The sequence below is a fragment of the Streptomyces sp. JLYT201 genome, assembly GCF_059448825.1.
Map to the genome: position 1 here is coordinate 8,438,182 of NZ_CM182551.1, position 15,077 is coordinate 8,453,258.

Annotated in this window: 3 protein-coding genes; all 3 read left to right on the plus strand. The window is 76.4% G+C overall.

The window, feature by feature from the left end; genetic code table 11:
• The first annotated feature begins 211 nt into the window (after window positions 1-211).
• The 3 genes from AC5WAM_RS36045 to AC5WAM_RS36055 are packed head-to-tail and all read left to right on the plus strand — an operon-like array spanning window position 212 to window position 15,069.
• Entirely contained in the window at window positions 212-2,326 is a 2,115-nt protein-coding gene (locus tag AC5WAM_RS36045) for an ABC transporter ATP-binding protein (RefSeq protein WP_495520078.1), read from the plus strand.
• Between the two features lie 57 nt (window positions 2,327-2,383).
• The gene (locus AC5WAM_RS36050; protein ID WP_495520079.1) at window positions 2,384-10,405 is read left to right on the plus strand and encodes an amino acid adenylation domain-containing protein; all 8,022 of its coding nucleotides are present in this window, start codon (window positions 2,384-2,386) and stop codon (window positions 10,403-10,405) included.
• Window positions 10,402-15,069 carry an amino acid adenylation domain-containing protein gene (locus AC5WAM_RS36055; RefSeq protein ID WP_495520080.1) on the plus strand — a complete coding sequence of 1,556 codons (4,668 nt, stop codon included), beginning with the start codon at window positions 10,402-10,404 and terminating at the stop codon, window positions 15,067-15,069. Before AC5WAM_RS36050 ends, AC5WAM_RS36055 begins: the two co-directional genes overlap by 4 nt.
• The last annotated feature ends 8 nt before the right edge of the window (window positions 15,070-15,077 follow it).

The following is a 15,077-nucleotide window of genomic DNA, read 5'->3' on the forward strand; positions in this document are numbered from 1 at the left end:
GCCCGTTCCGTTGTCTGCGGGTCCGTTGTGGCTGGTCGCGCAGTTCCCCGCGCCCCTTCGGGGCGCGCCACGCCCCGTCCAAGTGTGTACGTCACTCGGTCGGACAGTGGTCTCTCCCTATTCCCGTTAAGGCCGTCCACTGCCCATTTTTCAGGCCTGGTTGGTGGGAATGCGGGGCGCTACCGTCCTCGGTACGAGCGCAGTCGAAGGAATGTACGCGATCCCGAGAGGATTCCATCGCGTGTTAATCACCCAAGGTCCTGGTGGAATTACCGTCGGAGACCCGAACTCGTCCGACACCAAGAAACAGAAACTGCGGGCGGGAACGTCACGCCGCGCCCTCACCTATGTGCGCCCGCACCGGAACGCGCTGCTCTTCCTGCTGCTCACCACCGTGGTGGACTCCCTCGTCATCGTGGCGACCCCCCTGCTGCTCAAGGACATCGTCGACGACGGCATCCTCAAGGACGACCTGGGGCTCGTGGTGACCCTGGCCCTGGTCGTCGCCGGGCTCGCCGTCGTGGACGCGGTCATGCAGCTCGCGCAGAGCTACTTCTCCGGGCGCGTCGGCCAGGGCGTCAGCCACGACCTGCGCGTCCAGACGTTCACCCACGTCCAGCGGCAGCCCATGGCGTTCTTCACCCGCACCCAGACGGGCCTGCTCACCAGCCGCCTCAACGCCGACGTGATGCTGGCCCAGCAGTCCATCGGCCTGATCCTCACCTCGGCCACCAGCGTCCTGACGGTGCTCCTCGTGCTCGCCGAGATGTTCTACCTGTCCTGGCTGATCACCCTGATCGCCGTCGCCATGCTGCCGCTGTTCGTCGTGCCCGGCGTCTACGTCGGGCGGCGCCTGCAGCGCTACTCGCGGGAGCAGATGCAGTCCAACGCCGAACTCGCGGGCGTCATCCAGGAGCGGTTCAACGTCAGCGGCGCCATGCTCGCCAAGCTCTACGGCCGCCCCCGCTCCGAGGCCGAGGCGTTCGCGGCCCGCGCGCGCCGGGTCCGCGACGTCGGTGTGGTCTGGACCGTGTTCAGCCGGATGTCGTTCATCTTCATGGCGCTGCTCGCCGCGCTCGCCACGGCGCTCGTGTACGGCGTCGGCGGCGCCCTCGTCCTGGACGGCGCCTTCCGCCTCGGCACGCTCGTGGCCCTCGCCGTGCTCATGGGCCGCCTCTACGGCCCCATCACCCAGCTGTCCAGCATGCAGTCGAACGTCCTGACCGCCCTGGTCAGCTTCGACCGGCTCTTCGAGGTGCTCGATCTGAAGCCCCTCATCGAGGAGAAGCCCGACGCCCGCGCCCTGCCCGCCCCCGGCACCGGGGCCGCGCCGCGCGTCGAGTTCGACCGGGTGGACTTCCGCTACCCGCGCCCCAGCGAGGTGTCGCTCGCGTCCCTGGAGGCCGGCGCGCTCTCGCAGCGGGAGCGCACCCAGGAGACCCCGGTGGTGCTGCACGAGCTGACCTTCGAGCTGCCGCCCGGCAAGCTCACGGCCCTGGTCGGCCCGTCCGGCGGCGGCAAGACGACGATGACGCACCTGGTGTCGCGCCTGTACGACCCGACGTCGGGCACCGTCCGCGTCGACGGCCACGACCTGCGGGACCTCACCCTGGACTCGCTGCGCGACACGGTCGGCGTGGTCACCCAGGACGCGCACTTCTACCACGACACGATCCGCGCCAACCTCACCTACGCCCGCCCCGACGCCACCGACGGCGACCTCCTCAAGGCCTGCGACGCCGCCCGGATCGGCGAGTTGATCCGCTCGCTGCCCAGCGGACTCGACACCGTCGTCGGCGACCGCGGCTACCGCCTGTCGGGCGGCGAGAAGCAACGCCTCGCCCTGGCGCGCCTGTTGCTCAAGGCGCCGTCCGTGGTCGTCCTCGACGAGGCGACCGCCCATCTGGACTCCGAGTCCGAGGTGGCCGTCCAGCGGGCCCTGACCACCGCCCTGCGCGACCGCACGTCCCTGGTGATCGCCCACCGCCTGTCCACCATCCGCGAGGCCGACCAGATCCTCGTCGTGGACGGCGGCCGGATCCGCGAACGCGGCACGCACGAGGAACTCCTCGCCGCCGAGGGCCTGTACGCCGAGCTGTACCACACGCAGTTCCAGCGCCAGGGCGCCAACGGCGCCGGTCCCCGGGTGCGGACCCGCACGCCCGGCGACGGGCCGGTCCTCGGCGAGGGACCCGTCCTCGGCCAGGGGCCGGTGCTCGGCCGCGGCCCCATGCCCGGCGGCAGCGACGGCCTCGTCCTCGGCGGCGGCCTGCCGCCCGGCGGCGGCGAGTACGCCGTCCGCCGCCGCGGCGAGCCCGACGACTGACCACGGCACCCCCGCGCCCCACACCCGTACAGCGGCCCATCAGCAGAAGGGAGAGCGATGAGCAGCCAGGCGGATTCCACTCTGCCCCTGTCCGAGAGCCAAGAGGGAATTTGGCTGGCCCAGCGCATCGAGAGCACGCGCGGCCTCTACACCATCGGCCAACACGTGGAGATCCTCGGCCCGCTCGACACCGGCGTGTTCGAGCACGCCCTGCGCCGGGCCGTGGCGGAGACGGAGATCCTCCGGGCCCGCTTCGTCGAGGACGCCGACGGCCGGGTGACCCAGCGGTTCGCGCCGACGCCCGAGCAGAGCCTGCCCACCGTCGACCTGACCGGCGCCGACCACCCGTGGCGCACCGCCGAGGCGTGGATGCGGGCCGAGCAGCACGCCATGGCGGCACACGGCGCGAACGGCCTGTTCGGCTACGCCCTGCTCACCCTCGGCCCCGACCGCCACCTGTGGTACCAGCGCTATGACCACCTCCTGATGGACGGCTTCGGCTGCTCCCTCATGGCGCGGCGCGTCGCCGACCTCTACACGGCCGCGCTGGACGGCCGCGCAGCGCCGCCGTCGGCCCACGCCCCGCTGCGCGAACTGCTGCGGCAGCAGGACGCCTACCGCGCCTCCGCCGACCACGCCCGCGACCGCGCCTACTGGCACGACCGCTTCGCCGACCGGCCGCCGCTCACGGCGGTGCCCGGCCACGGGGCCGCCGCCCCCGACGCCGCCGCGCGCGCCACCGGCCATCTGGCGCCGCCCGCCGTACGGGCGCTGCGCGCCGCCGCGACCGCCGCCGGGGTGAGCTGGCCCCGGCTCGTGGTCGCCGCCGTCGGCGCGTTCGGCTGCCGCCTGACGGGCGCCGACGAGGCCGTCCTCAGCCTGCCCGTCGCCGGACGCCTGACCGCCCAGGAACGGCGTACCCCGTGCACGACGGCCAACGTCCTGCCGTTCCGGATTCCCGCGGCCCCCGGCATGAGCCTCACGGAGCTGGCCCGCGAGGCGGCCCGCGAGGCCACCGGCCTGCTGCGCCACCAGCGGTACCGGGGCGAACGGCTGCGCCGCGAACTCGCCTGGCCGAGCGGCGGCCGCTGGCACTTCGGGCCGTTCGTCAACGTCCTGCCCCTCGGCGAGAACCTCCGCTTCGGCCCCTGCCGCGGCATCGCCCGCGACCTGTCCCACCGCCGCGTCGAGGAGCTGAGCGTCGTGGTCAGCGGCTGGTCCGACGACCAAGGCTTGGCCATCTCCCTGGAGGCCGACGCCGCGCGCTACGACCAGGACTGGGCGCGGGCGGGCCACCGGTCCCTGCTGCGCTTCCTGGAGCGCCTCGTCGCCGACCCGGCCGTGCCGACCGGCCGCGTCGACCTGGCGCCCGCTCCCGCCCGGCGCCGGTCGGAGCCCGTCGGCCCCCGCCCGGTGCCGGACCTCATCGGCCGCCGGGCGGCCCGCCGCCCCGGCGCGGTGGCCCTCGTACACGGTGAACAGGCCGTGACGTACGGACAGTTGTGGCAGCGCTCCGAAAGCGTGGCGCGGCGGCTCACCGGCGCGGGCGTCGGCCGCGGCGACCGGGTCGCGGTCGTGCTCGAACGCTCCCCGGACCTGGTGGCGGCGCTGCTCGGGGTGTGGCGCGCCGGGGCCGCGTACGTCCCCGTGGACGCGGGGCACCCGGCCGAGCGCGTGGCACGCGTCCTCGCCGACAGCGCCGCGTCCGTCGTGCTGTGCGCCGGACCGACGCGCGCCGCCGTGCCGGACGGCGACGCGCGGGTCCTGCTCCTCGACGGCCCGGCGGCCGCCGAGGGCGGCCTCGCGGACGCGGTGCGCGCCGACGACGTCGCGTACGTGATGTACACCTCCGGCTCGACGGGCGCGCCCAAGGGCGTGGCGGTGCCCCACCGCGCCGTGGCCGAGCTGGTCGCCGAGCCCGGCTGGGGCGTCGGCCCGGACGACGCGGTCCTGATGCACGCGCCGCACGCCTTCGACGCCTCGCTGTACGAGATGTGGGTGCCGCTGGTGTCCGGCGGCCGCGTGGTCGTCGCCGGGCCGGGACCCGTCGACGCCGAGGCCCTGCGCCGGTACGTGGCCGGGGGCGTCACCGCGGCGCACCTGACGGCCGGCACGTTCCGGGTCCTGGCCGGTCAGGCGCCGGACTGCCTCACCGGTCTGCGGGAGGTCCTCACCGGCGGCGACGTGGTGCCCGCCGCGGCCGTCGAGCGGCTGCGCCGGGCCTGCCCGGACGTGACGGTCCGGCACATGTACGGGCCGACGGAGACGACCCTGTGCGCCACCTGGCACCACGTGCGGCCGGGCGAGGACGCGGGCCCGGTGCTGCCCGTCGGCCGGGCCCTGCCCGAGCGGCGCGCCGTCGTCCTCGACGCGGCCCTGCGGCCCCTGGCGCCGGGCCTCGTGGGGGAGCTGTACCTGGCCGGGGCCGGGCTCGCGCGCGGCTACTGGGGGCAGCCCTCGATGACGGCGGAGCGGTTCGTGGCCTGCCCGTTCGAGCCCGGCGCGCGCATGTACCGCACCGGGGACCTGGTCCGCGCGAGGGACGACGGCGCGCTGGTCTTCGTCGGCCGCGCGGACGGCCAGGTCAAGATCCGCGGGTTCCGCGTCGAGCCCGCCGAGGTCGAGGCCGCGCTCGCCGCGCACCCGGCGGTGACGCAGGCGGTCGTCACGGCCCCCGAGGACACGCCCGGTGAGCGCCGCCTCATCGGGTACGTCGTGACGGGCGACGCCGGGAGCGAGGACATGAACGAGGGCGGGGCCGGAGACGAGGGCCGGGGCGGCGGGGACGGAGGCGACGGCCGGGGCGGTGGCCGCCGGGCGATCGACCCCGAAGCGCTGCGCGCCCACGTCGCCTCGCTGTTGCCCGACCACATGGTCCCGGCGGCCGTCCTCACCCTGGACGCGCTGCCGGTGACCCCGAACGGCAAGGTGGACCGGGCGGCGTTGCCCGCCCCCGACTTCGCCGCGAAGGCCACCGGGCGCGCGCCCCGCAACGCCGTCGAGGCGATCCTGTGCGACCTGTTCGCCGCCGTCCTGCGCCTGGAGCGGGTCGGCGCCGACGACAGCTTCTTCGGCCTCGGCGGCGACTCCATCATGGCGATGCAACTGGCCGCGCAGGCCCGGCGCGCCGGGGTGCGGTGCGGCGCCCAGGACGTCTTCGAGCACGACACGCCGGCGGGGCTCGCGGCCGTGGCGCGCTTCGAGGCGGACGCAGCCGCCGGGGACCCGGCACGCGACACGCGCCCCGGCGAAGAGGCCGCCGAAGGCCCCGAGCCCGCCGCGCCCCTCCTCGCCGGCCTCACCCCCGGCGAACTGGCCCGGCTGCGCGCCCGGCTGCCCGGCCTCACCGACGTCTGGCCGCTGTCGCCGCTCCAGGAAGGCATGCTCTTCCACACCACCTTCGCCGCCGACGACGCGGGCCCGGACGTGTACGCGAGCCAGCGCGTCCTCGCCCTCGACGGGCCGCTGGACGTGGCCCGCCTGCGCGCGTCCTGGCGCACGCTCCTGGACCGGCACGCCGTGCTGCGCGCCAGCTTCCACCAGCGCGCGTCCGGCGAGCCGGTGCAGGTCATCGCCGGAAACGTACCGCTGCCCTGGCGCGAGAGCGATCTGTCGGGGCTGGCCGAGGACGCGGCGTCGGCCGAGGCCGCCCGCCTCGCCGAGGCCGAGAAGTCCGCGCGCTTCGACCTCGCGTCGCCCCCGCTGCTGCGGCTCCTCCTGATCAGGCTCGGCCCGGACCGCCACCAGCAGGTCATCACCAGCCACCACACCCTCGTCGACGGCTGGTCCATGACGGTCGTCTTCAAGGAGCTCGCCGCGGTGTACGCCGCCGCGGGCGACGGCTCGGCCCTGCCCGCCCCGGTCCCGTACCGCGCCCATCTGGCGTGGCTGGCCCGGCAGGACGACGAGGCGGCGCGCCGCGCCTGGCGTGCGGAGCTCGCCGACGCCGAAGGCCCGACCCTCGTGGTGCCCGAGGAGTCGGTGCGGACGCCGGTCGTGCCCCGCCCGGTGACGTTCGAGCTGAGCGACGAACTCACTTACGCCGTGGGCGTGTTGGCCCGCACCAACGGCGTCACCGTCAACACGGTCGTGCAGGGCGCCTGGGCGCTGGTCCTGGCCCGGCTCGTGGGCCGCGCCGACGTGGTGTTCGGCACGACCGTCGCGGGCCGCCACGCCGACCTGCCGGGCGTCGAGTCGGCCGTCGGCCCGTTCATCAACACCCTGCCCGTGCGCGTACGGCTCGATCCCGCGACCCCGGTCGCCGGTCTGCTGGCCGCGCTGCGGGAGCGGCACGTGGCCCTGATGCCCCACCAGCACACGGGACTTCAGGAGATCCGCAGGGCCGCGGGCGACGGCGCGGTCTTCGACACCCTCGTGGTCTTCGAGAACCTGCCCGAGCACCCCACCGAGCCCGAGCACCCCGCCGCGCCCGCCCTGACGATGCGGCCCGTCGGCGAGCCGCAGGACCGCGGCCACTACCCGCTCGCGCTGATCGTGGTGCCCGACCGCAGGCTGCGCGGCCACCTCGTGGGCCGCCCGGACGCCGTGCCGCACGCCCGCGTCGAGGAACTGGTGCGCTGGCTGACCCACGTCCTGGAACAGTTCACCGCGGACCCCGGCCTGCCGGTGGGGCGCGTCGGCGTCCTCCGCCCCGCGGAGCGCTCCCTGGCCGTGGAGCAGGCCCTGGCGTCGGCCACGACCGACCCGCGCGCCGATCTGCTCGCCCCCGACGCCTTCACGCTGCGGGCCGCCGCGACCCCGGCGGCCGTGGCCGTCGAGTCCGGCCGCCGGACCGTCCGCTACGAGGAGCTGTCCGCGTACGCGACCCGCCTCGCCCGCCACCTGAAGGGGCGCGGCGTCGGTGTGGAGACCCCGGTCGCCGTGTGCGCCGACCGTTCCGTCGAGCTGATCGTGGCGCTCCTCGCGGTGTCCCTCGCGGGCGGCGTGTACGTCCCCGTCGACCCCGGCCACCCGCCCGCGCGCGTCCGCCTCGTCCTGGACGACGTCGCCCCGCCGGTCCTGCTGTGCACCCGCGCCACGCGCGCGGTCGTGCCGGACGGCTACCGGGGCCACGTCGTCGTCCTGGACGACCCGGCGACCGCCCTCGCCGTCGCCGCGCACGCCCCCGGCCCCCTCACCGGCGCGGAGCGCCCCGCCCTGGCGGCGGCCAACGCGGCGTACACGATCTACACCTCGGGCTCCACCGGCACCCCCAAGGGCGTCGTCGTGCCGCACGGCGCGCTGCGCAACCTCGTCGCCGACCACACCCGCCGCTACGCCATGGACGGGACGAGCCGCATCCTGCAGCTCGTCTCGCCCAGCTTCGACGTGTCGATGGCGGACATCTGGCCCGCCCTGTGCGCGGGCGGCCGCCTCGTCCTCGCCCCGCCCGCGCGGCGCCACGCGACCGGCGAGGAACTCGTCCGGCTGCTGCGCGCGAGCCGCGTCACGCACGTCGCCATGACCCCCACGCTGCTCGCCCAACTCCCCCCGGGCCACCTGCCGGACCTGCGGGTCCTCATCATCGGCGGCGAGACCGCGCCCGACGACGTACGCCGCCGGTGGACGGCGCGCGGCCGCGACGTCCACAGCGAGTACGGCGTCACCGAAGCCGCCGTCACCTCCACGGCGAGCCGCCCGCTGCGCGCCGACGACCCGCCGACGACGGGCCGCCCCGTCGCCGGCACCGCCGCGTACGTCCTCGACTGCTTCCTGCAGCCGGTGGGCCCCGGGACCGTGGGCGAGCTGTACGTCGCGGGCGCCGGGCTCGCGCGCGGCTATCTGCGCCGCGCCCGCCTGACCGCCGAGCGGTTCGTGGCCTGCCCGTTCGCACCCGGCGCCCGCATGTACCGCACCGGCGACCTGGTCCGCCGCACCCCCGCGGGACACCTGGTGTACGAGGGCCGCGCCGACGCCCAGGTGAAGGTGCGCGGCTTCCGCGTGGAGCTCGGCGAGATCGAGGCCGCCCTGGCCGCGCACCCCGACGTCGGCCGCGCGGTGGTGGGCCTGACCGCCCACGGGCCCCGGGAGCGGCGGCTCGTCGGCTACGTCACGGCCGACCCCGACCGGGGCCGGGGCCTGGACGGCGAGGCGGTGCGCGCGCACGCCGCCGACGTGCTGCCCGCCCACATGGTGCCCGCCGCCGTGCTCGCCCTGGACGCGCTCCCGACGACCCCCAACGGCAAGGTGGACCGGGCGGCCCTGCCCGTGCCCGACTTCGCCGAACGCGTCGCGGGCCGGGCCCCGGCGACCGCGGCCGAGGAGACCCTCTGCGCCCTGATCGCCGAGGTCCTCGGCCTGGACCGGGTCGGCGCCGACGATCACTTCTTCCGCCTCGGCGGCGACTCCATCACCTCGATGCAGCTGGTCAGCCGGGCCCGCGCGGCCGGGGTCGCGTTCACCTCGCAGGACGTCTTCGAGCGGCCGACGGCGGCGGACCTCGCCCGCGTCGCCAAGCTCGGCACCGGCGCGGAGCCCGCCTGGGACATCGGGGTCGGCGACGTACCGTGGACGCCCGTCATGCGGGCCCTGGGGGAGCGGGTGACCGGCGGCGCGTTCGCCCAGTGGGTCCTCGTCGGCGCCCCGGCGGGGCTCGGCGCGGACACGCTCGTCGCGGGCGTGCGCGCCCTGCTCGACACCCACGACATGCTCCGTGCCCACACCGTCGGACCGGGGCCCGAACCGCGCCTCGTCGTCCGGGAGAAAGGGGCGGTGTCCGCCGCGGACCTCGTCACCGCGGTGGACGCGACCGGCGTGGCCGACGGCCGCCTCGACACGGCGGCGCGCGACGCCGCACGCGACGCGGTGGGGCGCCTCGACCCGGCCCGCGGCGTCATGCTCCAGGCCGTGTGGCTGGACGCCGGGCCGGGCCGCGTGGGCCGACTCGCCCTCGCCGTGCACCACTTGGCGGTGGACGGCGTCTCCTGGCGCGTCCTCGTCCCCGACCTGCGGTCCGCGTGCGAGAGCGCGGCCGCGGGCCACGAACCGTCCCTGGAACCCGCCGGTACGTCCTTCCGCCGCTGGGCCAGCCTGCTGGCGGGGCAGGCCAGCGAACCGGAGCGCACCGCCGAACTCGAAGGCTGGGCCGCCGTGGTGGCCCACGCCGAGCCGCCCCTCGGCCGCCGGGCCCTCGACCCGCGCAGGGACACCGCGGCCACGGCGCGCCGCACGATGTGGACGGTGCCCGCGCGGCACACCCGCACGCTGGTCACCCAGGCTCCGGCGCTGTTCCACTGCGGTGTGCACGAGGTGCTCCTCGCCACCCTGGCGGGCGCCGTGGGCCGCACCCGCCGCGACGACGGCACATCCGGGGGCACCGTCCTCATCGACGTCGAGGGCCACGGCCGCCAGCCCCTGGGCGGCGCCGACCTGCTGCGCACGGTGGGCTGGTTCACCAGCGTCCACCCGGTCCGCGTCGACCTCGCCGGAGTCGACCTCGACGACGCCCTCGCCGCGGGGCCCGCCGTCGGCGCGCTGGTGAAGACGGTCAAGGAGCAGGCCCGCGCGGTGCCGGGCGACGGCCTCGGCTACGGCCTGCTGCGCCACCTCGGCCGGGAGACCGGGCCCATCCTCGCCGCCCTGCCCCGGCCGCAGATCGGCTTCAACTACCTGGGCCGCTTCGCGACGGGCACGCCCGGCGGGCCCGTCGCCCCCTGGGACCTCGCCGGGGACACGGCGATCGGCGGTTCGGCGGCCCCCGACCTGCCCGCCGCCCACGTCGTCGAGGCCGCCGCCGCCCTGCGGGACACACCCGGCGGCGCCGAGCTGACGCTCACGCTCGGCTGGCCCGCCGCCGTCCTGGCCGCCGGGGACGCGGAGCGCCTCGGACGGACGTGGCTCGACCTGCTCGCCGCCCTCGCCGCGCACACCGCGGACCCGACGGCGGGCGGGCACACCCCGTCCGACTTCCCGCTGCTCGACCTCGCGCAGGACGAGGTCGAGGAGTTCGAGGCGATCGCCGCCCAGCTGGCCGGGCCACCGCACCCACCGGGGCCGCCGCCCGGCCCGCCGCACACCCGCACCGCACGGCTCGCAGGACACGAAGGACTTGAGGGACTCGAAGGAGGACGGTCGTTGTGAAGGCACCCACCGCCGGTCAGGAATCCGCCGCCGAAGGGTCCGGACCCCAGGGGTCCGCCGCCCGGGGAGCCGCCGCCCAGGGGTCCGCCCTCGCGGAGGTCTGGCCGCTGTCCCCGCTCCAGGAAGGCCTGCTGTTCCACGCGGACTTCGACGGCCAGGGCCCCGACGTGTACACCGTCCAGTCCGTCCTGTCCGTCGAGGGCCCGCTGGACGCGGCCCGGCTGAGGTCCTCCTGGCAGGCCCTCCTGGCCCGGCACGCGGTGCTGCGGACGAGCTTCCACCGCCGCGCGTCCGGCGAGGCCGTCCAACTGGTCATGCGGGAGGTGGCGCTGCCGTGGGCCGAGGCCGACCTCTCCGCGCTGCCCGAAGCCGCCGCCCGCGCGGAACGCGACCGCCTCACGGAGAGCGAGCGCGCCCGGCGCATCGACCCGGCCGCGGCACCGCTGCTGCGCCTGCTCCTGATCCGCGGCGGCGAGCGCCGCCACCACCTCGTCCTGACGAGCCATCACATCCTGCTCGACGGCTGGTCCCTGCCGGTCCTCCTCGACGAGCTCGCCACGGTCTACGCCGCCGGGGGCGACGCCTCGGGCCTGGCGCCGGTCACCTCCTACCGCGAGTACCTCGCCTGGCTCGCCCGGCAGGACAAGGAGGCCGCGCGGGCCGCGTGGCGCGCGGAACTCGCCGGGGCCGGGGAACCCACCCTGGTCGCCGGGCCCGCGGCCGGGGCCCGCGGCGACGCCCTGCCCGTCCGGGCGTCCGTCCGGCTCTCCGCCGACACCTCCGCCGCGCTCACCGGCCTGGCCCGCAGCCACGGCCTGACCCTCAACACGGTGGTGCAGGGTGCCTGGGCGATGGTCCTTGCGCGCCTGGCCGGGCGCACGGACGTGGTGTTCGGCGCCACCGTGGCCGGGCGTCCGCCGGAGCTGCCGGGCGCGGAGTCGATGGTGGGCCTGTTCATCAACACCCTGCCCGTGCGGGTCCGCCTCGACGCCGCGCTGCCGGTCGCCCGCATGCTCACCGAACTCCAGGAACGCCAGACCGCTTTGATGGCCCATCAGCACCTGGGGCTCGCCGACATCCAGGCGGCCGCCGGGCCCGGCGCGGCCTTCGACACCCTCCTCGTCCACGAGAACTACCCCCGCGTCACCGGCGACGCGCCCCGCCCCGACGCCCCGGCCTTCACCGTGACGGAGTCCCGCCAGGCCACCCACTACCCCCTGTCCGTGGGCGTGGTCCCCGGCGACCGCGTCCGCGTCGACGTCACCCACCAGCCCGGCCTGGTCGACCCGGACGTCGGCGAGGGCCTGACCGGTGTCGTCGCGCGCGTCCTGGAACAGATCGCCGCCGACCCGTCCGTGCCGGTGGGCCGCGTCGGCGTGCTCACCGGACCCGAACGCGGCCTCGTCCTGGAGGGCTGGGGTGCCACGGAGGGCGAGACGCCGGACGCGCTCGTGCCCGAGCTGATCGCGCGACGGGCCGCCGGGGCACCTGAGGCCCCGGCGGTCGTCGACGGCGAACGGACCCTGACGTACGGACAGCTGTGGCGCGACTCCGGCCGTCTCGCCGCGTACCTCGCCGACGGCGGGGTGCGCCGGGGCGACCGCGTGGCCGTGCTGATGGAGCGGTCCGCCGACGTCGTGGTCGCCCTCCTCGCCGTCTGGCGCGCGGGCGCGGCCTACGTGCCGGTGGACACGTCGGCCCCGGTGGAGCGCGTGGCCCGTATCCTCGCGGACTGCGCGCCCCGGGTGGTGCTCCGCACCCGGGCGACGCACGGCGCGATACCGGAGACCGGGGCGCGCGTCATCGCCCTGGACGAGCCCGCCACCGTGCGGGAGGTGGCCGCGCGCGAGGACGGCCCGCGCACCCGCACGGGCGCGGCCGACGCGGCGTACCTGATGTACACCTCCGGCTCGACGGGCGTGCCCAAGGGCGTGGCCGTCCCGCACGGCAGCGCGGCGGCCCTCATCGCCGAGCGGTGCTGGCGGATCGGCCCGGACGACGCGGTCCTCATGCACGCCCCGCACGCCTTCGACGTGTCGCTGTACGAGATCTGGGTGCCCCTGGTGTCCGGCGGCCGCGTGGTCGTCGCCGCACCGGGCCCCGTGGACGCCGCACGCGTCCGCGCCTGCGCGGCCGCCGGGGTCACGGCCCTGCATCTGACGGCCGGGTCGTTCCGGGTCCTCGCGGGTGAGGCGCCCGACTGCTTCACCGGCCTGCGCGAGGTCCTCACGGGCGGAGACGTGGTGCCCGCCGCGTCCGTGGCCCGGGTCCGCGAGGCCTGCCCCGGCCTGGCCGTGCGCCATCTGTACGGCCCGACGGAGACGACCCTGTGCGCCACCTGGCGGTCCTGGCGACCGGGTGAGCCGGTCGGGCCCGTCCTGCCCATCGGCCGCCCACTGCCCTGCCGGCAGGCGTACGTCCTCGATGCGTTCCTGCTGCCGGTGCCGCCGGGGGTGGCGGGCGAGCTGTACGTGGCGGGCGAGGGGCTCGCCCAGGGCTACTGGGGGCAGCCCGCGCTCACGGCGGAGCGGTTCGTGGCCTGCCCGTACGTGCCGGGCGGGCGCATGTACCGCACCGGGGACCTGGTCCGCTGGACCGCCGACGGCACCCTGGTCTTCGTCGGGCGCGCGGACGCGCAGGTCAAGATCCGCGGGTTCCGGGTGGAGCTGGGCGAGGTGGAGTCGGCCCTCGCCGCCCACCCGGCCGTGGCCCAGGCCGTGGTCACGGCTCCGGAGACGGGCCCGGGCGAGCGCCGCCTGATCGGCTATGTCGTCGCCGACGGGCAGGACCTGGACGGCCCTTCGGCCCGGGAGTACGTGGCGAAGGTCCTCCCCGACTACATGGTCCCTGCCGCGGTGCTGGTGCTTGACGCCCTGCCGGTCACGCGGAACGGCAAGGTGGACCGCGCGGCGCTGCCCTCGCCGGACTTCGCGGGCCGCGTCACCGCACGCGAACCGGGCACGGAGGCCGAAGAGGTCATGTGCGGGCTGTTCGCCGAGGTCCTCGGGCTCGAACGCGTCGGCGTGGAGGACAGCTTCTTCGAGCTGGGCGGCGACTCCATCATGTCGATGCAACTCGCCGCCCGCGCCCGCCGCCTGCGGCTCGACTTCACCTCCCAGGACGTCTTCGAGCACGAGACCCCGGCCGGACTCGCCGCCCTGGCCGCCCGCACCGCCGAACGGACCCGGAAGGCCGACGACGGCGTGGGCGAGGTGCCCTGGACGCCGGTGATGCGGGAGCTGGGCCACTGGGCGGCCGATCCCCGGCTGGCGCAGTGGACGGTGGTGGGCGCCCCGCCCGGCCTCGGCCTCGACGTCCTGGCGGCCGGTCTGGGCGTCGTCCTGGACACGCACGACATGCTGCGGGCGCGGGCGGCCGAGGACTTCACCCTGGTCGTGCCGGAGGCGGGCTCCGTCGACGCGACCGCCCTGGTCACCCGCGTGGACGGGACCGACGGCGCTCTGGACGAGATCGCGGAGCGGGCCGCCCGGGAGGCGGTGGGGCGTCTCGACCCGGCGGCGGGCGTGATGGTCCAGGCCGTGTGGGTGGACGCGGGACCGGACCAGGTCGGCCGACTCGCGGTCGTCGCCCACCACTTGGTGGTCGACGCCGTGTCCTGGCGCCTTCTCCTGCCGGATCTCCGTGCTGCCTGCGAGGCCGTCGCCGCCGTACAGGAACCTCAACTGGGGACGGTAGAACGTTCTTTCCAGAGCTGGGCTCGTCTCCTCGTCGAGCAGGCCCGCCAGGACCACCGCGTCGCCGAGCTGGACGCGTGGACCGCCGTGCTCGGCGCCGGGGCGCCGCCGCTCGGCGGCCGGGCCCTCGACCCGGCGCGCGACACCGTGGCGACCCTGGTCCACCGGACCTGGACGGTGCCGCCGGAGCGGGCACGCACCCTGGTGGGCGCGGCCCCGGCCGCCTTCCACTGCGGGGTGGACGAGGTGCTGCTCGCGGGCCTCGCGGGCGCAGTCGCGCACCACCGCCCGGAGGCCGCGGGCGGGCTCGTCGTCGACGTGGAGAGCCACGGACGCGAACCCCTCGACGGCATCGAACCGGCCCGCACCGTCGGCTGGTTCACCAGCACGCACCCGGTCCGCCTCGACCTGTCCGCGCTCGACGTCGCCGCGGCCCACGCCGGAGGCCCGGCGACGGGCCTGCTCCTCAAGACCGTCAAGGAGCAGGCGCGCGCCGTGCCGGGCGACGGTCTCGGCCACGGCCTCCTGCGCCACCTCAACCCCGACACAGCACCGACTCTCGCCGCCCTGCCGCACCCCCAGATCGGCTTCACCTACCTGGGCCGGTTCGCGGCGGACGGCGGCACGTCGGGAGCCGTCGCCCCCTGGGCCGCCGCCGGGCGGACGGCGCTCGGCGGCTCGGCACCCCCCGGGATGCCCGCCCGGCACGCCCTGGACGCGCGCGCCGTCGTCCGCGACACCCCCGAAGGGCCGGAGTTGACGCTCACCCTGAGCCGGCCCGGCGGCCTCTTCGACGAAGCGGCCGCCGACGGCATCGGCCGGGCCTGGCTCGACCAGCTCACCGCCCTGGCCGCGCACACCGCGGAGCCCGCGGCGGGCGGCCACACCTCCTCCGACTTCCCGCTCGTCGACCTGGGCCAGGACGAGGTCGACGAACTGGAGGCCGGGCCGCACGACGACACGTTCTGACCAGCCCC

What these genes read in the sequence shown, in the direction of transcription:
- AC5WAM_RS36045 (WP_495520078.1), top strand. Translation starts at nt 212, where the DNA reads ATGTACGCGATCCCGAGAGGATTCCATCGCGTGTTAATCACCCAAGGT.
- AC5WAM_RS36050 (WP_495520079.1), top strand. Translation starts at nt 2,384, where the DNA reads ATGAGCAGCCAGGCGGATTCCACTCTGCCCCTGTCCGAGAGCCAAGAG.